This window comes from Nonomuraea sp. NPDC049129, from assembly GCF_040648495.1.
In the GTDB taxonomy this organism is placed as follows: Bacteria; Actinomycetota; Actinomycetes; order Streptosporangiales; family Streptosporangiaceae; genus Nonomuraea.
In genome coordinates, this window is sequence record NZ_JBEZDU010000011.1 from 95,840 (window position 1) to 115,964 (window position 20,125).

A 20,125-nucleotide genomic window follows, 5' to 3' on the forward strand; every position below is an offset into this window, starting at 1 on the left:
TGAAAAGCGAATTCAGGCGTCAATATCCGGGCGTTGACGGCCTCATTTCCGCTTTCTAGTGTTGCGGCCACCACCCCACGGACGGGAGTCGTGATGACGCATTCCGCCGAACAGATCGCCCGCTACACCGCCAAGGGCTGGTGGACCGGTGACACGATCGACCAGCTCCTCAGGACGCAGGTGGCGGCCCGGCCCGACGACACGGCGATCGTGGACCCGCTGAACAAAATGCTTGAGGGTCCGGTGAAACGGCTGACCTGGGGACAGCTCGGCGCGGAGGTCGACCGGGTGGCCGGGGTACTGCGCGCACACGGGGTCGGTCCCGGCGACGTGGTGGCCGTTCAGCTGCCCAACAGCGTCGAGCTGGCGGTGAGCTTCCTCGCGACGGTCCGGCTCGGCGCGACCGTCACGCCGTTCCCGGTGCAGTACCGCGCGTACGAGCTGGCCCAGCTGCTGCCCCTGTCCGGCGCCGGGCTACTGGTCACCGGCCGGGAGTCCAGAGCGCCAGCGGGCACCCCGACACTGTCGTGGCCGGACGACCTGGAAGGCGTGACCGGCGACGAGGTGCCGCGGCGGGCGGCCGACCCCGCCGAGCGGGTGACGATCTGCTGGACCTCCGGCACCGAGGCCACTCCCAAGGGCGTGCCGAGGTGCCACTACGACTGGCTCGCGGTCGAGGCGATCTGTACGGCCGCGCCCGCGCTCACCGGCCAGGACGTGATCCTCAACCCATTCCCGATGGTGAACATGGCCGGCATCGGCGGCGTCTTCCTGCCATGGCTGCGGGTCGGCGCGCTGCTCGTCCAGCACCACCCCTTCGATCTGCCCACTTACCTGGCCCAGATCGCGGCCGAGCGGGTCACCTACACCCTGGCTCCGCCCGCGCTGCTCACCCTTCTGCTGCGCGAGAAAGCGATCCTGGCCAGGGCCGACATCTCCTCGCTCACCCGGATCGGCTCGGGCGCCGCCCCCTTGCCGCCGCCGATGGTGCGCGGGTGGCAGGACGAGCACGGCATCGCGATCATCAACTTCTTCGGCTCGAACGAGGGCATCGCCCTGCTGTCGGACCCCGCCCACATGCCCGACCCGGAGGTCCGCGCCCGTTTCTTCCCGCGGCCGGGCGCGCCGGGGGCGCCTGAGCTGCTCGATCGCGTGCGTACCAGGCTGGTCGCGCCGGACGGGAAGGAGATCACCGAGCCGGGAGTCCACGGCGAGCTGTACCTGAGCGGTCCCACGGTCTTCGCGGGCTACCTGCGGGGCACGGCCTCGGTGGACCCGTTCGACGAGGACGGCTACCTCAAGACGGGAGACCTCTTCGAGATCGCCGGCGACCGGGGGCAGTACCTGCGCTATGTCGACCGCGCGAAGGACATCATCATCCGGGGAGGCATGAACATCGCCCCCGCCGAGTTGGAAGCCCTGCTCGCCGGACACCCTTCGGTCGCCGAGGCGGCGGTCGCCGGCTACCCCGACGACGTGCTCGGCGAGAAGGTCTGCGCGGTCGTGGTGCCCAAGGGCGAGATCGACCTCGAGTCGGTCGTCGGTTTCCTCAGGGACCAGGGCATCGCTTCCTACAAGCTCCCCGAGCGGCTGGAGATCGTCGAGGCGCTGCCGCGCAACCCCGTCGGCAAGATCCTCAAGCGGGAGCTGAAACTGTGATCCGCGTCCGGGGCGACGGAAACCGTCCCTCAGGGACGGCGAAGTGCACCTCGGTACGGCTGAGCTCCTCACCGCACGAGCGGCACCGCGGGCACGGGCGGTACGGCTGACCGCACGCGCGATGGGTGACGCGCAGGTCGGTGTCCGGCGGGCCGGTGTACCACCGCTGCGCCCAGTCGACGACGTAGGCGAAGATGCCGAAGAAGTCCAGGCCCTTGTCGGTCAGCTGATACCCGGGCTCTTCCACCACGAGCACGCCCAGCTCCCTGAACCGACGCAGCCGGTTGGACAGCACCGACGGGGCCACGTCGAGCTCCGCCCGGAAGTCGGCGAAGCGCCGGGTGCCGAGGAAGGCGGCCGCGAGTATCACCGTGCTCCAGCGATCGCCCAGCAGGTCGAAGGTCTCGGGGAAGTACGACAGCGGGTCAGCGGCGGCCTTGCCGCGCAGGGTCCTGCGGTGATGGCGCGGCACCGCCACCTGGGCGAAGGTGGCCACGCCCCGCACGATCTCGGCGTCATGGGCGGCGACCGGCGCCTGGCCGCAGCCCGCGCAGCCCAGCTCCACGTCGGTACGGTTGCCGCAGACGTCGTGCGTCAGCTCCGACAGCCCTTGGCGGTCCGGCACCCACCTGCGCTCCCATGACCAGATCTCCACCAGCATCGGCCACAGCTCGATCGCGCGCTCGGTCAGCCGGTATTCGGTGCGGGTACGACCTTGCTCCCGGTAAGGGGCCGGACGCAGCAACTCCCCCGCGACCAGTTCCTTCAGCCGGCTCGCCAGCACCGACTCGGACATCCCCAGTTCGTCCCGCCAGTCGGCGAAGCGCCGGATGCGCAGGAGGAAGGCCCGCTGAAGGATCAGCAAGTTCCACTGATCGCTGATCGCCAGCAGCGCCTGCCCGATCGCGCTGGGCCGCTCCGCTTCCGTCACCCGCTCTGCCCCCGTTCCGCGCCGGCCTGTCACTTCGGTGACGGCCGCTCTCTCTGAAAAAAGCCATCCGAGCGTCTCGGCGCGGCACTCCCTGACCGGCGCCCCCGCCGGACGGTCCAGGGCCTGCGCCGAGACGCTCAACCGCAATGCACGTTGTTCAGTCGGAGGACCATACGAGGCAGCTCTTCCGCTTTTCTTCCGTTCTGATTCCGAAGCTGACGGACTGCGGAGATCGCTAGGCGTAACATGGGGGGCACAGGGGGCAGGAGTGCAGCACTATCGGATACTGGGGCCGGTCTCGGTAGACGGGCCCGGCGGTCCGATCGAGTTGGGCTCGCCGAAGCAGCGCACCGTGCTGGCCGCGCTGTTGTTGAACGCGAACCGCACGGTGTCGGACGACCGGCTGATGTTCCTGGTGTGGGGGGAACACGCCCCGCGCACCGCCGTCGGCCGATTACAGGTCTATGTCCACGAGTTGCGGGCGCTGCTGGGCAGGGGGCTGATCAGCCGCGTCGGCACCGGTTACCGCATCCACACCGGCGGCGGCGAGGTCGACCTGGAGGTGTTCGAGCAGCTCAGGGCTGCCGCCTGGGAGGATCTGGCCGGCGGTCGCCCCGAGGCCGCGGCGCGGCGGTTGCGTGCGGCGGTGGCGCTGTGGCGCGGGTCCGCGCTCGGCGGCGCCGGCGAGCTGCTGATCGAGCAGGAACGCCCCGGGCTGGAAGATCGCCGGGTCGGCGCACTGGAGGAGCTGTTCGAGGCCGAGCTGGCGTTGGGCCGCCACAGCGAGATCGTGGCCGAACTCCGTACGGCGGCGGCCGAGCACCCCCTGCGCGAACGCCTGCAGGGGCAGCTCATGCTGGCGCTGCACCGGTGCGAACGCCGATCCGAGGCGCTGGCGGTCTTCAGGGACACCCGCAATCGGCTGGTCGACGAGCTGGGCATCGAGCCGGGTCAGACGCTGCGGGAGCTGCACCAGCAGCTCCTGACCGACCAGGCAGGACAGGACGAAGCAGGGCAGACGATCCAGACCGTACGTCCCGCGCGTCCCGCCGAGCTGCCCCGCGACATCCGTGGCTTCGCCGGGCGCGAGCGCGAGCTGGCGTGGCTGGACGACGCGTTGGACGCCAGCGGCGCGGTGTGCGTACTCACGGGAACGGCCGGTACGGGCAAGACCGCGCTGGCCCTGCACTGGGCCCACCGCGCGAAGAGCCGTTTCCCCTCCGGCCAGCTCTATGTCGACCTGCGCGGCTACGACGCCGAACACGAACCCCTGACCACGGCCGCGGCCCTGGCCCGGCTCCTGCTCTCCCTCGGCGTCGATCCCTCGCAGGCGCCCGGCGGCTTCGACGCGCAGCTCGGCCTCTACCGTTCGCTGCTCGCCGAGCGTACGGTGCTGCTGGTCCTGGACAACGCCCGCTCGGCGGAGCAGATCGACCCGCTGCTGCCGCCGTCGGGAGCGGCGCTGGTGACCAGCCGTCAGCACCTGGGCGAACTGGTGGCGCAGGCGGGGGCCGAGCAGCGCTCGCTCGGCGCTCTTCCCGAACGGGACGCCCTCGCCCTGGTCGGCGGCATGCTGGGCCCCGCTGACAGCCCGTCGGAAGCGGCGGCCCGCGCCGACCTCGTCCGGCTCTGCGGCGGCCTGCCGCTCGCGCTGCGCATCGCCGCGGCCAACGCCGCCACCCCGTGGAGCGGGACCGCGGCCGTGGTGAACGAGCTGACCTCGGGAGACCCGCTGACCGGCCTCACCGTCGACGGAACCGACCACAACCCCGTCACCCTCGCCTTCTCCGTGTCCTACCGCGCGCTCTCGGCGGCCGACCAGCGGGTCTTCCGCGTGCTGGGGCTCGTACCGGGGCCGGACTTCACCGTCGAGGCGGTGGCGTCGGCCGCCGGCGTCCCGCTCGCCGAGGCGCGTACGGCGGTCAAGGTCCTGGCCGCGGCCCACCTCGTCGAGCACCATCGCGCCGACCGGTTCAGGCTCCATGACCTGGTACGGCTCTACGCAGGCGTGGAGGTCGGCGGCGATCCGGATCGCGACGCCGCTTGGAGCCGGTTGTTCGACCACTATCTGCGTCTTGGCGACGCCATCGCCGCCTGGTGCGCCCCTGACGAGATCCGGCTGCCGGGGCACGCCTCACCGGTGGCCGGTTCGCCGGTCCCGCCCAGCGCCGAAGAGATCTCCAACCTGGTGGCCGCGCTCGCGCAGGCGGCCCGCCGCGATCCCGATCCCGGGACGTGGCGGCTGGCCGAGCAGGTGTGGATCATCTGCAACAGCACCGGTCGCCACGGCGAATGGCTGGAGATCGCACCGACCCTGCTCGCCGCCGCCGAGCAGACTGATATGCCTGCCATGCAAGCCATGTTGCATTACGGGATAGGCAAGAGCCTGTTCCGTGCGGTTCGCCGTGAGGAGGCCGTGCGGCATCTCGAACAGGCCGCCAGTATCGCCACCGCGTGCGGCTGGCGGGAAGGTGAGGCCGAGTCCTGGGCCAGCCTGAGCTTCGCCCTGGAATGGACGGGCCACCTTGAGCAGGCGATCGTCCACAACCGCCGAGCGGCTCAGCTCTTCACCGAGCTCGGCTCGGTCGTCGGCCGCACCCGTACCCTCAACAGGCTCGGCATGCAGTATCACCACATGGGCCAGTTGGAGAGCGCGGAGCGCTGTCGGCGAGAGGCGCTCAGTCTGAGCCGCGAGCACGGACTGGCCTACGCGGAGGCGAACGACCTGCGCGATCTCGGCGCCGTCCTGGTGGACCAGGGCCGCTACGACGAGGCCGAATCCACCCTGACGGAGGCGGTGAACCTGTTCGGCGCCTTGGGCGCGTTCGGCGCGGCCCACGCGTACACCTGGCTCAGCCGGTTGTACTGGGAAACCGGGCAGTGGTCGGCCAGCCGCACGGCGGCGCGCCACGCCCTCGGTCTCTCCCGCGACCAGGGAGACAGGCTCATCGAGGCGGCGGCCCTGATCGCGCTGGCCGACACCGAGATCCGACTCGGCCTGCTCACCGAGGCGGCCGAGAACCTGGACCTGGCCGACGAGTTCAACGCCGCCGCGAGCCTGCGGTGGCACCAGAGCTACGCCGCGCTCGCCCGCGCTCGCCTCATCGCCGCCCAAGGCGACTTGGCGGGCGCCATCCGGGTCGCCCTGCTCGCTCGCGACACCGCGCACCTCAACCGCTACCGCCTGCCCGAGCTCGCCGCCCTGACCGAACTCGCCACTCTCTACAGCGACCGGGGCGACCGCGCCGAGGCCGGGCGGGCGGCCGAGCAGGCTCTCCGGCTGTGCCGCACGATCGGCCACACCCCCTGCGCCGACCGGCTGGAACCGTTGCTCAAGTGAGTCCGGGGAACGGCTAGCGCAGGGTGGCGGTGAAAGAGCGGCCGTGGGCGTGGCGGGTCGACGCCTGGATCAGGGTGCCGCCCGGCACCCGGCGTACCGTCACCCCTTCGTCGGCCGTGTCGAGCCTGAGGGGCGCGCCGGCCAGGACGACCGTGACGCGGTCGCGTTTCATCGTCGGGTCGGACAGGGCGACGACCGTGCGCTTGCCGGACCGGACGATGACCGAGGCGGGGCCGTCGATGAGCAGGCGCTCGGCGTGCCGTGGCCCGTCGGTGAAGACGTTGGCGGCGACGAGGCCGAGGGTCTTGTGCTTGATCGCCTGCACATGCCGGTCGTTGGCCAGGACGGTCAGCGGGCCGTTCGCGTAGCCGCGCAGGCGGGCCTCCGTCGCGTTCGGGACCAGGGCGTAGGCGAGGGCGGTGACGCCGCCGGTGGCGGGGTGGGTGACCGAGGCGGTGAAGACGTTCTTGGTCACGTTGGTGTCGGGGTTGCTCGTGCGCACGACCCTGCGGCTGCGGGTCACCGTCTCCAGCCCGGCCGCGACGGGCTGCCGGGTGAGGAAGGCGTAGCCGATCGCCGTACGACGGGTGCCGTTGGCGTAGCGCAGCCAGCGCGGCGGCGTGGTGTCGCCCGTCTGCCAGGGCCGGTCGGTCCAGCTCTCGCCGGTGAGCGCGACCGCGTCGCCGGGAGCGGCGATGCGGCTGTCCACGGTGGTCACCGCCGCGCGGCCGCCCTGGCCGGAGATGCCCGCGGCCAGCACCACGATCTCGTCGTCGAGCAGGAACCAGGACTTGGTGGCGCGGGCGTTCTGGTAGGCGACGAAGTCGTCGGGCAGGATGCCCGCCTGTTTTGCGGTGTACGCGGCGTCGTCGGACTGGACCATGCCGGACACGCCGTACGCGCCGAGTGTCGCGCCGCCGGAGAAGGCGTTCTCGGCGCGCGGGAAGTACACGTAGGTGTTCTGGGACTCCGAGGAGGAGGTGAAGTTCAGCGGGTGGCCAGGGTTCTCGTACCAGAGTCGGCCGTACAACTCGGGCACCGTCCGCCGGTCCTCCACCGGCGCGGTGATCCCGGCCAGCCGGTACGGCGAGACGGCCGTGTAGTAGTCGACGCCGAAGGCCTCGCGCTGGTCCTCGCCCGCGAGGTAGAGGTAGTGCGTGCCGTCGCCCTGGAACCAGGGCATGAGGTTCTCGCCGCTCATGTACTCGTACTTGCTGATCCGGTCGGAGCTGCGGGCCAGGGCGAAGGCGTAGCCGGGGCGCCGGTGGACGGTCCTGTCCATGGCGTTGAACGCCACGCAGCGCTCGGGCGCGTTCAGGTCGGCGGCCGGGATGGCGGCGTCGGCGCGGATGGCCGCGTAACGGGCGATGCTGACCGGGGAGGCGAAGGCGGCCGTGTCGGCGGCCGGCAGGAACTTGACGTACTTCTTCAGCGCGAGCGCCTCGGCGGCGGTGACGTGGTCGGCCAGGTCGGCGATGGCCTCCACGATGACCCCGACGTCGGCGTAGCCGGTGCCGGTGCGCGAGACCGCCCGCCCCTTGACGATCTCCATCAACCACCCCTCGAAGATCAGCGGGGCGAAGCCGTCGTTGACCCAGCGGTACACCACGCCGGGCAGGTCGGGGACGCCGGCGCTCGCCGCGCCCTCAAGCGTCTTGAGGGTCTGTACGACCCGGGTCAGCAGGCTGCGCCCGTACGAGCCGGTGTAGGCGACCGAGTCGTGCTGGATGAAGGACCCGTCGCGGTAGTAGCCATCGGTGACCCCGTGCTGGAGGTTGTAGGGGTCGACCGTGGCGAAGACGGTGGCCAGGTCGGTGATGGCCTTGCCGACACGGGCGTCGTCGCCGGTGAGCGCGCCCTGCAGAATGCGGTTGGCGGTGATGTCGGCCAGGTTCGCCCCGGTGTGGAAGCGGGAGTCGAGGTCGACGTCGCCGTTCTTGCCGTTGCGCAGATAGGCGTCCATCGAGGCGATGTAGGTCGCCGTCAAGTCGGGCCGTTCCTCCCGCACCCGGTCGGCCAGCAGGGCCAGCGTCCTGCTCACCTGGGTGGAGATCCCGATCTCCCAGTTGAACCAGTTGCCGTAGTAGCCCTTCGACTGGTCGCCGTAGTAGCGCTCGTGCAACCACCGCAGACCGTCGATGACCCGCCGCTGGGCGGCGGCGTCCTCGTTGAGCCCGCCGCCGGGCGTGCGGGTCGCCAGCGCGATCTCGTACAGGTATTGGAAGGCCAGCCGCAGGTTGGCGTCGTCGGTGCCGAGGCTCAGACCGGCGAACAACTCGCCGTCGGCCGCCTTGTCCATGGCCGTCAGCCGTTGCTTGGCGGTGTTGAGGATCGACGCGAGCTTGGCGGCCACCTCGGGCCGGGCGTTGACCTCCGGGGTCCCCGCGAACATCGCCACGGTGTTGGCGAGCAGCCGCGCGTGATCGACCCCCGCTGCGGCGTACGAAGGGGAGACTGCGGCAAGCAGACCGGCGGCGGGGAGCAGGGAGAGAACCTGGCGACGAGACATGTGCGGCACAGCGGGCTCCAGGCCGTCGGAGGATACGCCGGGCTCACCCTACATGATCTACGTTTGTCGGCCCAGGCCCGTGATGAGCGGCCCGGCAACCGTGGGCTGCCGGGCCGGACACCGGTACGTCAGGGCCGGGCCACACCGAGGTTGGCCGGCAGGAACAGCGGGCCGATCGTGAAGAACGACGGGGAGTAGGGGATCTCGTCGGGGTCGATCGCGAGGCTGAGATCCGGGAATCTCCGGTACAGCGTCTCGAGCGCCACCCGGCTCTCCAGCCGGGCCAGCCCCGCCCCGATGCAGTAGCGCGGGCCGTGGCCGAAGCCGAGGTTCCCGCTCGACTCGCGGGTGATGTCGAACTGGTTCGCGCTCGGGCCGTGCTCCGACGGGTCGATGCCGGTGGCCTGGAAGACCACGCCCACCGCGTTGCCCTTGGGGATGGGCACCCCGGCGATGGTCACGTCCTCCGCCGTGAAGCGGAAGCTGGTCATCATCACCGAGTGGCGGTAGCGCACGGTCTCCTCGACCACGTCGGCCCACCGGTCCTCGGCCTTGGCCAAGGCGAGTTGGTCGGGGTTCTGGGCCAGCGCCACGATGGCGTACCCGAGCAGGTGCACGGTGGTCTCGTGGCCGGCCACGAGCATGATCCACAGCACGCCGACCAGTTCGTCGGTGGTGAGCCTGTCATCCTCGTCGTGGGTCTGGACCAGGCCGGAGGTGAGGTCGTCACCCGGCTCGCGCCGCTTGCGCTCCACCAGGGCGTGCAGGAACGCCCAAAGGTCGTTCTGGGTCGCGAACGCCACCTCCGGCGGAGTGGTGTGCGCGAGCAGCGTGGAGGTCCAGTTCCGCAGCCGCAGCCGGTCCTCGGGCGCCACGCCGAACAGCTCGCAGATCACCCACATAGGCAGCGCCTCGGTGAAGGCGGGGACCAGGTCCACACCGTCACCGGCGGCCGCCACCTCATCGAGTAACTCATCGACCATCTGCTGGATCCGCCCCTCCATGGCCTGCACCCGGGCCGGCGTGAAGGCGCTCATGATCAGCCCGCGCAGCCGCCGGTGGTCGCCGCCGTCCATGGTGGACAGGTGACCGCCCTGGATGATGGCGCGCAGCGGCCAGTCCTCGGGGATCGATCCGTCGTGGAGGGCGGGCCAGTGCTTGGGGTCTCTGAGGAAGGTCTTGTTGTCCCCGGCGAGGATCTCCCGTACGGCCTTGTGGGTCAGGGCCAGGTAGGCGGGCACGCCTCCTGGGAATTCCACCTCCACCACGGGAGCGATCTCCCGGAACCGGATGCAGGTGTCGAGCGGGTTCTCGTCCACGACAGGGAAGGAGGGGAGGTTCGTTGCCATTTGACCCCTTGGGTGAGGAGATCGTGAAGTGCGCAGTGATCCCATCACATATGCCGGGTGATCTCCAAACAACACAAGTCGGCAAGCAGTAACACGATGGTTTCCTACCGTTCGCGCACGGCCCGCCGGTACGGGGAGAGCGCCAGCGTGGCGCCCATGATCAGGGCCGTCAGCAGGTGAAGGCCGTACCACAAGGGGGCGGGGATACCGCCCAGGACGGTATCGGCCGGCCGGTCGTCGGCGGATCCGTAACCGGAGAGGGCGCCGAGCAGGACCAGGCCGAGGCCCAGCAGCGCGAGCGAGTATCGGAGCCGGCCGAGCAGGATCCAGACGGCGGTGCCCAGGATGAGCAGGATCGAGGACTCGTGGTGCAGTTGCCGTAGGAGCGCACTGCCACGCACCTCGAGGGTGAGCTCCAGAGTGGAGGCGTAGGCGCTGCTCATCATGACGCCTCGTAGCGGTGCGTAGCTGCCGCTGTAGACCGCCGACTGGCCGCCGAGCGAGTAGAAGCTGTCGGGCACGTGGAAGAGGACCAGGAAGCCGCCGGTGAGCACGACCATCACGAAACAGTAGACGAGCATCTCGCCTACCAGCTGCCGCGTCCGTTCCATTGGGATATTTCACCAGAAAAGGCCAACAGGCGTCATTGATTTCCTGTCAGGCTTCGTATCTAGTGAAGAAGGTGCTCTCGCGGCAGGGGGTTCCCGAATACCCGCCCGCGCAAGAAACTCGTCTATGGAATCGCTTACTGGGAGGCGATGACCGTGCGCGTGGCATTCATCATGGCCAGGGCATCATCCGCGCCTATCGGCGCGCTCAAGACGGTCTACTCCTATGCCTCCCGCTTGGGGGAAAGGGGTCATGACATTCTGCTCGTCCACCCGCGGCGGCCCGTACGCCACCCTCTCGGGCCGCCGACCAGGGCTGCCGCGCCGATAATGCCGGCGGACGCCCATCCGCACCCGTGGTTCTCCGCCGGGCCGCGGACCCGCAGCGTTTTGGTATCCGACCCGGCCGACTTTCTCCATACGCTTTCCGGACCGCACGATCCCTTCGACGTCGTACTGGCGACGACCTGGCAGGTCGTGCCGCTTGTGGCCGCGCTTCCCGCGTATCTGGGCCTTAAGGCATTGTTCTTGCAGGACTACGAAAGCTATTTGCGGCCCGACGGAGCGGCGCGGGAGGCGATGGAAGCGGCCATGCGTACCGGCTGGCCCATCGCCGTGGGCGCGCGGCGGCTGCGATCCATCGTCGAGAACGTTTCCGGCGCGCCGTGCGCTCTGGTGGAATGCGCCGTCGACAGCTCGACCTTCTTCCTGCGGACCCCGATCGACTCGGCGGAACGGGTCCTGGTCGGCTTTCCGGCGCGCCGCGAATGGTCGAAACGGACCGGCGACGCGATCACCGCGTTGGAGCTGGCGCGGGAGGCGCGCCCCGGGGTGGTGCGGGCGTGGTGCTTTGGCGCGTACGACGCCGACCGGCTGCCCTTCTGGATCGAGCACCATCCGGGGCCGAGCGACGCCCGGCTGCGCGGCCTGTACAACCGGTCGGCCGTGTTCGCCGTGCCGTCGGAGTACGAGGGATTCGGCTTTCCCGGCGCCGAGGCCATGGCCTGTGGGGCCGCGCTGGTCACGACGCGGAACCACGGCATGGAGAGCTACGCGGAGCACGACCGCACGGCGCTGCTCTGCCCGCCGCGAGATCCGGAGGCGCTGGCCGAGGGCGTCGTCCGGCTGCTCGACGACGCCGCGCTACGGCACAGGCTGGCCAGGACCGCGGTCAAAGAGGTGGTTCAGCGGACGATGGACGACGCAGTCTCGGACTTCGAGACCTGGCTCCTGACGATCCGGGAAGCCTCGCCACGCTGAAGGTTTGTCGGTGGCGCGGCCTAGTGTGGCCTGCGTGGCATGTCCGGCCGACAGAATCGTGAGGAGATCGTCGTGACCACACTGTCAGATCGACCCAACACCGCGTTGCTGGTGATCGACGTCCAGAACGGCATCGTGGCGGACACGCACCAGCGTGACGTGGTCGTCGCCAACGTCGGCACGCTCGTCGACCGGGCTCGCGAAGAGGGTGTCCCGATCGTCTGGGTCCAGCACTCGAGCGAGCAGTTGGCGAAGGGGAGCGACGCCTGGCAATACGTCCCGGAGCTGGTCCGCCGGGAGGCGGAGCCGTTGGTGCACAAGACGTTCGCCGACTCCTTCGAGGACACCGACCTGGAGGAGGTGCTGGCCGGGGCCGGAATCGGACGCCTGGTCGTGACCGGCGCGCAGACCGACGAATGCATCCGGTCCACGATCCATGGGGCCTTCGTGCGTGGCTACGACGTGACGCTCGTCGGTGACGCGCACACGACGGAGGACCAGAGCGCGTGGGGCGCCCCGCCGCCGGACAAGGTCATCGCGCACACCAACCTCTATTGGCGCTACCACACGGCGCCCGGCCGCACCGCCGCGGTGGTGGAGACGAAGGATGTGACGTTCGGCGACTGAGCCGACGACATCCTCCGTCTCCACCGGTTTTAGGCGTCGGCGTTCTGGGCGTTCCGTTCGGCGTCCCGCTTGACCCGCTGGATCTGGTCGTCGGTGACGACGAGGTCACCCAGCTGCCGGACCGCCTGGTAGTACGTCCAGGCGAGGCCGTCACAGGTGGCCTTGGAGACTCCCGAGTATCCGGCGCACACCTGCTTCATATCGAAATAGAAGGCGCTGTCGATACGGTCCTTGTTGGCCGGGAATTGGCTTACGGCCTTGTAGTTTCGGTAGCCGAAATCGTGTCGGCGGCACGGCATCCGGAAATCGAAACCGAGGGGCTGGTCGGGGCTGCTGGAGCACAGGTCGGTGGACCAGTCGAAGGCGTAGTCGGCCCAGGCCGCCTGGTTCTGCCAGGCGGCGCGCCAGGAGGCGGCGCTGGCGGCGGTGGGCTGGCTGAATCCGGAGAGCGCGGCGAGTTTCTGCTCCAGAGTCACAGCGTGGGCCGGTAGGGCGAACGCGAGGACGGCGATCAGGGAGGTGACGACGGCGGCTAACGTGGCGAGGGATCGTCTGACCATGAGGACCTGCTTCTCTTGCCCGGGGGGTAAATGGTCATGGCAAGGTTCACCTGACGGTCTAACGATGAAGCGAAATCCCGGGCAATGCAGAAGCAGATCTTGCTTAATTTCCCCCAAGAAGTTCGAGCAAAACGGACATTTACCTCTAGTCGGTGGGCTGAGTCAGATTCACCGGCGAAGGGCGTTCGCAGGTGCTCGTGATGGTCACCGCCGCGCCGGAGTGCGCCGAGGCCAGCAGCGACTCCATGACGTCGAGCACGTGGAAGGCCAGCGAGCCGCTCGTACGAGGCTCCTCGCCCGCCGGGGTCGCGGCGAAGTCGGCCAGGCCCACCCCGCGCCCGCCCTCGACGTAGCCGGCCGCCACGGGGAGAGTCCGCCAGTCGCCCTCACCGACCCCTGAGACCAGGACGGATCCGTCGAAGTAGTTCGGGTCGGGCACGACGAGCGAGCCCGTCTCGCCGTGTACTTCGATGTTGGGCGCCTTGGTCGCCGCCCCGTCGAAGCTCATCACCAGCGTGGACAGCGCTCCCGAGGTGTGGACGAGCACTCCGGTGACGTGCGTGTCCACCGTCACCGGGATCTCCTCGCCCTGGCGGGGTCCGGAGCCGATCGTGCGCTTGGCCCGCGTACGGCTGGCCGCGCCGACGACCGACGCCACCGGGCCGAGCAGCGTCACCAGGCTGGTCACGTAATAGGGGCCCATGTCCAGGAGCGGGCCGCCGCCGGGGACGTAGTAGAAGTCGGGGTTCGGGTGCCAGCGTTCGTGACCGGGCGTCATCATCGTCGCGGTCGCCGCGATGGGCCTGCCGATCAGGCCGTCGTCGATCGCCTTGCGCGCCGTCTGCGTACCCGTGCCCAACACGGTGTCCGGCGCACACCCCACCCGCACCTGAGCGGCGCCCGCCGCCCGCAGCATCCCGGCGGCCTGCTCGGCGGTCGCGGCAAGGGGCTTCTCGCAATAGACGTCCTTGCCCGCCGCTATGGCCTGGAGCGCGATCTCGGCGTGGGCGGCCGGAATGGTGAGGTTGAGCACGATGTCGATGCGCGAGTCGGCCAGCAGCTCCGCCACGCTCAGCACGTCGACGCCCGCATAGGGCCGCACCGCCTCCCGCGCCCGGTCAAGGTCCAGATCGGCCACCGCGACGAGCCGCAGCTCCGGCAGCCGGTCGATGGTCTGGAAATACTGCGCCGAGATGGCGCCGCACCCCACGACGCCCACGTTCACCGGCTGGCCCACAGCATGCCCCTCTCAATGATGGTGCGTACGTTCTCGTCCTCCAGGACGTCGAGGCTGTGCCCCGGGGTCGCGACGAAGATCCGCCCGCTCCCCCACCGCCGGGTCCAGATCGCCGGCGAGGTGACCTCCCGATGCCAGGGGTCCCACGGGCGGACCTGCTGCGTCGTCGTGGCGAGCACGTCGATGTAGTCGTCCGTCAGCACCCAGTACTGCTCGGTCACGAGGCCGAAGTCCGCGATGCCCTCCGTGATGGGGTGATCGGCCGCTTCGGGCAGCATGTTCACGGTGTACGGGACGAAGTTGTCCGCCGCCGTGCCCTGCCGCTCGGCCGGCTCCTTGCCCGGATGGCAGGCGAACTGCCCGCCGATCAGGTGCAGATAGTCGGAGGAGTTGCGGTAGGAGTCGGCGATGCCACCGTGCCAGCCCGCCATCCCCGTGCCCGACTCGATGGCGGCCCGCAGGCCGTTGAGCTCGGCCGGCTCGATCGTACCCATCGTGTAGCACTGCACGATGAGATCGATCCCGGCCATGAACGCGGAGTCCGCGTACGGCGCCGGGGAGTCCGCCCGGCTCACCTCGAACCCCTGCTTCTCCAGGTAGGGGATAAAGAGCTCGGTGGCCGCGACCGGGGCGTGCCCTTCCCAGCCGCCCCGTACCACCAGCGCCTTCCGGCGATGATCACCCGACATGCTTACATCCATCCGCTCGGCAGTCGACGCCTCCGATCATCGCATTGACCACCAAAGCGGGCAAAAGGTTAGATGCCGCTCGATTTGACCGGCGAGCTGGTGATTCGGCGAGCTCCACGACGGCGATCCGGCGATCCGGGCGAGTTCACGACGGCGATTCGGCGTTTCGGCGAGCCAGGGCCCGGCCTGCCGGCAGATCGGCGACGAACGCTCGGAGGAAAGCGGTGATCTGTTCGAGGTCGCGCCCCTCGGCGGCGGCGTCGATGGATCGGTAGAGATCATCTTCGATCGTGGCGATCTGCCGGGCGAGACGCCTGCCCTCTTCGGTGAGGGACAGCTCGATGTGGCGGCGATCGTGCGCGGACACCTGCCGGTCGATGAGGCCCATCGTGGTAAGCCGGTCGACCAGGCGGCTGGGGCTGTTGCCGCTCTCGCAGACCAGCAGTTCGCCGAGCCCGTTGAGCGTGAGGGGCTGACGATCGGCGAGGATGCGGAGCACCTCGGCCTGGGAGGGCGTGACTCCGAGCGGCTTGAGTGCCTGGCCGAGCAGCCGGTTGCCTTCGCGCTGCGCGGCCAGGATCAGGTAGCGGAGTTCTTCAGCGGGTCGCATGTGAGTAAGCCTGTCGCCTCTTGGCAAGTGCTGCCATCACGGACGCCAGTCGGGCGGCCGCTCCCGGATCGTGGGCCGGCAGGATCACCAGGCCCGGGTTCTTCTCCCGCAGCGTGTTGATCGCCTTGGTGGTGTCGTCCAGTTGCCGCCTGTCCCCTACCCCGGGCACATGGCCCTCGTGCAGCAGATGGGCGTCGTAGGTCAGGTCGCCGACCATGAGCAGCGGCGGGTGCCCGGAGCCACGGACCAGCAGTGACAGTGATCCGGGGGTGTGGCCGGGGGTGGGCAGCAGCACGAGACTGCCGTCGCCGAACAGGTCGTGGCCGGTCGCGAAGGGCGCGAGCCCGGGATCCTGGATGTCGCCGAACTCGATGTGCCGCCAGCGCAGCCCGGGGATGTCGATGTGGGACCGCAGCAGCCCTCGCAGCTCGGGCAGGGCTCCATCGAGCGTTCGCCATTCCGTGCCGCTGACCACGATCTCGGCGCCGGTGAGCTCCCGCAGTCCCCCGATGTGGTCCTGATGCAGGTGGGAGATCACCACCGTGTGCACGTCCGCGATGTCGTAGCCGGCGGCGGCCAGCTGGGCGGTGAGGGTGTCGCCGGGGCCGATGTCGAAACGGGCCAGCCGGTCGTACATCACTCCCGTGATGCCGCCGGGGAAGTAGCCGACGTTGGTCACCGACGCCCGATCCTGGCCCGCGTCGAACAGCACCAGCCCACGCTCGTGCTCGATCACATAGACGTTGATCGGCAGCGGAGGCGTCCACCGGCGCGAGGTGAACAGCCACCAGTACATCGGTTTGCGGGTGGCGGCCACGTGCTCCGGGTGGATCGACACAGTCCCGGTGCTGACCACGGATACCTGCTTGATCGGGTTGATCATCTCGTGTCTCATGGGGATTACATTACACGACATATATGTCGTGTCAACTATCTCAAGACTGAGAGCGCGTATCACGGCGCTGTCAGGCCCGTATCAGCGACGGCGGCCATCGTCCTACCTGCACGCCAGAACGTACGAGATCTCGCCGGGAACGGTCGGGAGAAGAAGGGACACACGATGTCGCAGGAGAAGCTGACCGAGTTCGTCGCGGCGACGGCCAAGGAGTTCGGCATTCCCGGTGTTGCCGTGGGGGTGCTGACCGGCGGCCAGGAGCTCGTCGCCTCTCACGGGGTGACGAGCCTCGAGAACCCGCTGCCGGTCGATGACAAGACGCTGTTCCCCTTGGCCTCGGTGACCAAGTCTTTCACCGCGACCGCGCTGATGCGCCTGGTCGCGGAAGGCAAGGTGGAGTTGGACGCGCCGGTACGACGTTACGTACCCGAGCTCAGGCTCGCCGACGAGGCCGCCGCCGCGCAGATCACCGTGCTGAACCTGCTCAACCACACCGCCGGGCTGGACTGGAACCTGATCGACACCGATGAGGGCGCCGGTTCCCTGGCCGCGTTCGTGGCGAAGCTGGACGAGCTGACGTTGATCGCGCCGCCCGGCGCCCGGGCCTCCTACAGCCAGGCCGGCTACAACCTGGCCGGGCGGGTCATCGAGAAGGTCACCGGCCTGCCTTTCGAGAAGGCCGTGGCCGCGCTGGTCCTGGAGCCGGTGGGGCTTTCGAACACCTTCTTCGATCACGACGACGTCATGATCCGGCGGTTCGCCGTGGGCTACAACCGCGGCGAGGACGGCACGATGCGCGCCGCGCGGCCGTGGACGTCGTGGCGGGCCGGCTCGCAGGCCAACTACCCCGGCGGCGGCAGCGTGTCGTCGGTGAGCGACCTGCTGCGCTGGGCCCGGTTCCACCTCGGCACCGGTGACGGCGTGCTGCCCGCCGAGGCGCTGCGGCGCATGCAGGAGCCGACCGTCGAGCTGCGGGCCAGCACGCTCGGCGACGCCTTCGGCATCTGCTGGTTCCTGCGTGAGGTGGACGGAGTCCGTACCTTCGGGCACGGCGGATCGGGCAACGGTCAGTTCGCCGAGCTGATCATCGTGCCCGAACACGACTTCACCGTCGTCTCCCTGGCCAACGGCGGCCCTGACGGCTACCCCTTCAACCAGGCTGTCGTCCGCTGGGCACTGGAGAACTACCTCGGCGTGGTCGACCGGGACCCCGAGCCGATCCCCTACGACGAGGCTCGGGCGCGGCAGGTCGTCGGCCGCTATGAGATCGACGCCATGAACCTCGACATCGCCACGGACGGGCTTCAGCTCACCCTTGAGGTCGGGATCAAGCCGGAGATCCGCCAGGCATCGGATGCCGACATGCCGCCGGACTACGCGCCGGCCGCCTTCGGGTTCCTGCCCGGCGACGGTGACGAGTACATCATCACCGAGGGCGGGCTGAAGGGGCAGCGCGGCTACTTCAGCCGCGACGACAACGGCACGGTCGTGGGCGTCGACCTCGCCGGCCGGCTGTTCGGCCGGGCCACGGCCTCATCGTGATCGATCGGACGTGCTGCTCGCTGCGGATAGCGGATGTGCTGCGAGCGGCGCGTCGCGCGGCGCGCCGCTCGCAGTGGAGATCGCGTCGTCAGGTCTTGGCGAGCATGCCGTGCGGGTCGAGCACGTACTTGCGCGCGGCCCCCTCGTCGAACTCGTGGTAGCCCCGCGGCGCGTCGTCCAGCGAGATGGGCGTCGCGTTGACGTTCTTCGCGATCTGCACCCGGTCGTTGAGGATCGCCATCATGAGCTGGCGGTTGTACCTCATGACCGGGCACTGGCCGGTGACGAAGGAGTGCGATTTGGCCCAGCCGAGGCCGAACCGGATGGACAGCGAACCGTGCTTGGCCGCCTCGTCCTGCGCACCGGGGTCACCGGTGACGTACAGGCCGGGAATGCCGAGCGCGCCACCCGCCCGGGTGATGTCCATCAGCGTGTTGAGCACGGTGGCGGGACGCTCCACGTCCGACTCTCCGCCGTGGCCGCGGGCCTCGAAGCCGACGGCGTCGACGGCGCAGTCCACGACCGGCTCGCCCAGGATGTGCTCGATCTGGTCCTTCGGCTCGCCCAAGGCCACGTTGATCGTCTCGCAGCCGAAGGTGTGGGCCTGGTCCAGCCGCTCCTTGTTCAGGTCGGCGACGATGACCACGGCGGCTCCGAGCAGGAACGCCGAGGTCGCCGCGGCCAGGCCGACCGGGCCGGCGCCGGCGATGTAGACGGTCGATCCCGGCTTCACCCCCGCGCTCACACAGCCGTGGAACCCCGTCGGGAAGATGTCCGCGAGCATGGCCAGGTCGAGGATCTTCTCCATGGCCCGTTCCTTGTCGGGGAACTTGAGCAGGTTCCAGTCGGCGTACGGCACCAGGACGTAGTCGGCCTGCCCGCCTACCCAGCCGCCCATGTCGACGTAGCCGTACGCCGAGCCGGGCCGGTCGGGGTTGACGTTCTCGCAGACGCCTGTCTTGCCCTCCTTGCAGTTGCGGCAGCGGCCGCAGGCGATGTTGAACGGTACGGACACGAGGTCGCCGACCTTGGTGAACTCCACGTCGGAACCGGTTTCGATCACCTCACCGGTGATCTCGTGGCCGAGGATGAGGCCCGGCGGGGCCGTGGTGCGGCCGCGGACCATGTGCTGGTCGCTGCCGCAGATGTTCGTCGCCACCGTTTTGAGGATGGCGGCGTGCGGTAGTTTGCGCCCTACGTTGGCCGGGTTTACCCCTGGGCCGTCCTTGAGCTCGAATTCGGGATAGTCGGTCTCGCGTACCTGGACGTTGCCTGGCCCCTCGTACGAAACTCCCCTGTTGCCGGGCATGATTCCCCCTTGCCCGATAGGTGGCGGATGTTCGTTCGCTCACGTGGTCACGGATCACCCCCCATGGCCGGGGCGCCAGCGGCGGCGGCCGATGTGCCCCACTCGGTCACGGATCCGGTCGTCGTGCGGGCGCCGGGCCGTCGGGATGTCACCCGCGGCGCCCTGAGCGGCCTCGGGCAGATCCTGTCCCCGCGCGCCGATGATCTCTCCGGCGGTGCCCTGCTCGGCCGTCACGGGCAGCTCGCGCATCGGGCGGGCCACCAGGTCGTACACCACGACGGCCAGCACCGCACCGATGATCGGGCCGGCGATGTAGACGCCGTACTGCCACCATGGCGCGCTACCGCCGAACACCGTGGTCGTCAGGTACGGCCCGAACGTACGGGCCGGGTTGACGGAACCACCCGTCAGCGGGCCGAGCACGAAGATCTCGCACGCCACGGCCAGTCCGATCATCCAACCGGCCCAGCCGCTCGGCGCCCGCCGGTCGACCGCCAGCGCCATGATCGTGAGCAGCAGCAGGAACGTCCCCAGTCCCTCCAACAGGATGCCCTGCCCATAGCTCACGCCCTGGCCGAGCGCGGTGAGCCCGACGCCGTTGTCCACCGCCCGCCGGCCGAACCCGCCCACGATCAACAGCCCGCCGGCAAAGGCGCCGACGAGCTGGGCAACGATGTAGAACGGCACTTCCGACCACGGGAACCTGCGTCCCGCGGCGAGGGCGATGGTGACCGCCGGGTTGATGTGCGCGCCGGACGTACTGCCGAAGGCGTAGATGACGAGCGCGACCACCACGGCGAACGAGAACGAGATGATGCCCAGCGCGGCGTAGTCGAGTCGGCCGTTCTGCATGACCAGCGCGGCCACCACGGACCCGGCACCGAAGAGAACCAGCAACATCGTTCCGATGGCTTCCGCGACAAGACGTCGCGGCAGGTCTCCAACCATCGCAACCCCCCGATGACGATGGTTTATCCCCAAACTCGAATATATACCCGCC

The 20,125-nt window shown here is 69.4% G+C and carries 16 protein-coding genes; 5 read left to right on the forward strand and 11 right to left on the reverse strand.

Annotation, left to right across the window (positions count from 1 at the left end):
* Nucleotides 1-93: 93 nt before the first annotated feature.
* Entirely contained in the window at nt 94-1,659 is a 1,566-nt protein-coding gene (locus tag AB0B64_RS32045; protein ID WP_358181701.1) for a class I adenylate-forming enzyme family protein, read from the forward strand.
* Here AB0B64_RS32045 and AB0B64_RS32050 read toward each other — a convergent pair.
* The gene (locus tag AB0B64_RS32050; protein WP_357943347.1) at nt 1,637-2,590 is read right to left on the reverse strand and encodes a helix-turn-helix domain-containing protein; all 954 of its coding nucleotides are present in this window, start codon (nt 2,588-2,590) and stop codon (nt 1,637-1,639) included. The two genes, AB0B64_RS32045 and AB0B64_RS32050, sit on opposite strands and share 23 nt — an antisense overlap.
* A 268-nt stretch (nt 2,591-2,858) precedes the next feature.
* Between AB0B64_RS32050 and AB0B64_RS32055 the strand changes: the two genes are divergently transcribed.
* The gene (locus tag AB0B64_RS32055) at nt 2,859-5,930 is read left to right on the forward strand and encodes a BTAD domain-containing putative transcriptional regulator (RefSeq protein WP_358181704.1); all 3,072 of its coding nucleotides are present in this window, start codon (nt 2,859-2,861) and stop codon (nt 5,928-5,930) included.
* Nucleotides 5,931-5,943: 13 nt separating this feature from the next.
* Here the strand turns inward: AB0B64_RS32055 and AB0B64_RS32060 are convergent, their stop codons facing one another.
* From AB0B64_RS32060 to AB0B64_RS32070, 3 genes are all read right to left on the reverse strand, one after another.
* Nucleotides 5,944-8,439 (reverse strand): polysaccharide lyase family 8 super-sandwich domain-containing protein, encoded by a 2,496-nt coding sequence (locus tag AB0B64_RS32060; RefSeq protein ID WP_358181707.1) that lies wholly within the window; start codon nt 8,437-8,439, stop codon nt 5,944-5,946.
* 128 nt (nt 8,440-8,567) lie between these two features.
* Entirely contained in the window at nt 8,568-9,788 is a 1,221-nt protein-coding gene (locus tag AB0B64_RS32065; RefSeq protein WP_357943341.1) for a cytochrome P450, read from the reverse strand.
* A gap of 104 nt (nt 9,789-9,892) precedes the next feature.
* Nucleotides 9,893-10,399: a hypothetical protein gene (locus tag AB0B64_RS32070; RefSeq protein ID WP_357943339.1), complete on the reverse strand. Its 507-nt coding sequence runs from the start codon at nt 10,397-10,399 to the stop codon at nt 9,893-9,895.
* Nucleotides 10,400-10,552: 153 nt separating this feature from the next.
* Here AB0B64_RS32070 and AB0B64_RS32075 point away from each other — a divergent pair, with 153 nt between their 5' ends.
* Nucleotides 10,553-11,656, forward strand: coding sequence for a glycosyltransferase family 4 protein (locus AB0B64_RS32075; protein WP_358181710.1), 1,104 nt, complete (start codon nt 10,553-10,555; stop codon nt 11,654-11,656).
* A 72-nt stretch (nt 11,657-11,728) separates the two neighbouring features.
* Nucleotides 11,729-12,283 carry a cysteine hydrolase family protein gene (locus tag AB0B64_RS32080; RefSeq protein WP_358181713.1) on the forward strand — a complete coding sequence of 185 codons (555 nt, stop codon included), beginning with the start codon at nt 11,729-11,731 and terminating at the stop codon, nt 12,281-12,283.
* A gap of 29 nt (nt 12,284-12,312) precedes the next feature.
* On the opposite strand, the gene AB0B64_RS32085 is transcribed toward AB0B64_RS32080, so the two are convergent.
* The 5 genes from AB0B64_RS32085 to AB0B64_RS32105 form a co-directional block, all read right to left on the reverse strand.
* Nucleotides 12,313-12,843, reverse strand: coding sequence for a phospholipase (locus tag AB0B64_RS32085; RefSeq protein WP_357943333.1), 531 nt, complete (start codon nt 12,841-12,843; stop codon nt 12,313-12,315).
* Nucleotides 12,844-12,988: 145 nt separating this feature from the next.
* Entirely contained in the window at nt 12,989-14,080 is a 1,092-nt protein-coding gene (locus AB0B64_RS32090; protein ID WP_357943331.1) for a Gfo/Idh/MocA family oxidoreductase, read from the reverse strand.
* Nucleotides 14,065-14,769, reverse strand: coding sequence for a ThuA domain-containing protein (locus AB0B64_RS32095; RefSeq protein ID WP_357943329.1), 705 nt, complete (start codon nt 14,767-14,769; stop codon nt 14,065-14,067). The genes AB0B64_RS32090 and AB0B64_RS32095 overlap by 16 nt, the downstream gene beginning before the upstream one ends.
* Nucleotides 14,770-14,914: 145 nt before the next feature.
* Nucleotides 14,915-15,379 carry a winged helix DNA-binding protein gene (locus AB0B64_RS32100; RefSeq protein WP_358181716.1) on the reverse strand — a complete coding sequence of 155 codons (465 nt, stop codon included), beginning with the start codon at nt 15,377-15,379 and terminating at the stop codon, nt 14,915-14,917.
* The gene (locus tag AB0B64_RS32105; protein WP_358181719.1) at nt 15,366-16,274 is read right to left on the reverse strand and encodes an N-acyl homoserine lactonase family protein; all 909 of its coding nucleotides are present in this window, start codon (nt 16,272-16,274) and stop codon (nt 15,366-15,368) included. Before AB0B64_RS32105 ends, AB0B64_RS32100 begins: the two co-directional genes overlap by 14 nt.
* 165 nt (nt 16,275-16,439) lie before the next feature.
* On the opposite strand from AB0B64_RS32105, the gene AB0B64_RS32110 reads away from it, so the two are divergent.
* Complete coding sequence (locus tag AB0B64_RS32110) at nt 16,440-17,816, forward strand: serine hydrolase domain-containing protein (RefSeq protein ID WP_358181722.1); 1,377 nt, start codon at nt 16,440-16,442, stop codon at nt 17,814-17,816.
* An 88-nt stretch (nt 17,817-17,904) separates the two neighbouring features.
* On the opposite strand, the gene fdhA is transcribed toward AB0B64_RS32110, so the two are convergent.
* Both fdhA and AB0B64_RS32120 read right to left on the reverse strand, forming a co-directional pair.
* The gene (fdhA, locus tag AB0B64_RS32115) at nt 17,905-19,125 is read right to left on the reverse strand and encodes a formaldehyde dehydrogenase, glutathione-independent (protein WP_357943322.1); all 1,221 of its coding nucleotides are present in this window, start codon (nt 19,123-19,125) and stop codon (nt 17,905-17,907) included.
* A gap of 54 nt (nt 19,126-19,179) precedes the next feature.
* Complete coding sequence (locus tag AB0B64_RS32120; protein ID WP_358181725.1) at nt 19,180-20,073, reverse strand: MIP/aquaporin family protein; 894 nt, start codon at nt 20,071-20,073, stop codon at nt 19,180-19,182.
* Nucleotides 20,074-20,125: the final 52 nt, after the last annotated feature.

What these genes read in the sequence shown, in the direction of transcription:
- AB0B64_RS32105 (WP_358181719.1), bottom strand. Translation starts at nt 16,274, where the DNA reads ATGAGACACGAGATGATCAACCCGATCAAGCAGGTATCCGTGGTCAGC.
- AB0B64_RS32070 (WP_357943339.1), bottom strand. Translation starts at nt 10,399, where the DNA reads ATGGAACGGACGCGGCAGCTGGTAGGCGAGATGCTCGTCTACTGTTTC.
- AB0B64_RS32100 (WP_358181716.1), bottom strand. Translation starts at nt 15,379, where the DNA reads ATGCGACCCGCTGAAGAACTCCGCTACCTGATCCTGGCCGCGCAGCGC.
- AB0B64_RS32060 (WP_358181707.1), bottom strand. Translation starts at nt 8,439, where the DNA reads ATGTCTCGTCGCCAGGTTCTCTCCCTGCTCCCCGCCGCCGGTCTGCTT.
- AB0B64_RS32085 (WP_357943333.1), bottom strand. Translation starts at nt 12,843, where the DNA reads ATGGTCAGACGATCCCTCGCCACGTTAGCCGCCGTCGTCACCTCCCTG.
- AB0B64_RS32065 (WP_357943341.1), bottom strand. Translation starts at nt 9,788, where the DNA reads ATGGCAACGAACCTCCCCTCCTTCCCTGTCGTGGACGAGAACCCGCTC.
- AB0B64_RS32045 (WP_358181701.1), top strand. Translation starts at nt 94, where the DNA reads ATGACGCATTCCGCCGAACAGATCGCCCGCTACACCGCCAAGGGCTGG.
- AB0B64_RS32095 (WP_357943329.1), bottom strand. Translation starts at nt 14,769, where the DNA reads ATGTCGGGTGATCATCGCCGGAAGGCGCTGGTGGTACGGGGCGGCTGG.
- AB0B64_RS32110 (WP_358181722.1), top strand. Translation starts at nt 16,440, where the DNA reads ATGTCGCAGGAGAAGCTGACCGAGTTCGTCGCGGCGACGGCCAAGGAG.
- fdhA (WP_357943322.1), bottom strand. Translation starts at nt 19,125, where the DNA reads ATGCCCGGCAACAGGGGAGTTTCGTACGAGGGGCCAGGCAACGTCCAG.
- AB0B64_RS32120 (WP_358181725.1), bottom strand. Translation starts at nt 20,073, where the DNA reads ATGGTTGGAGACCTGCCGCGACGTCTTGTCGCGGAAGCCATCGGAACG.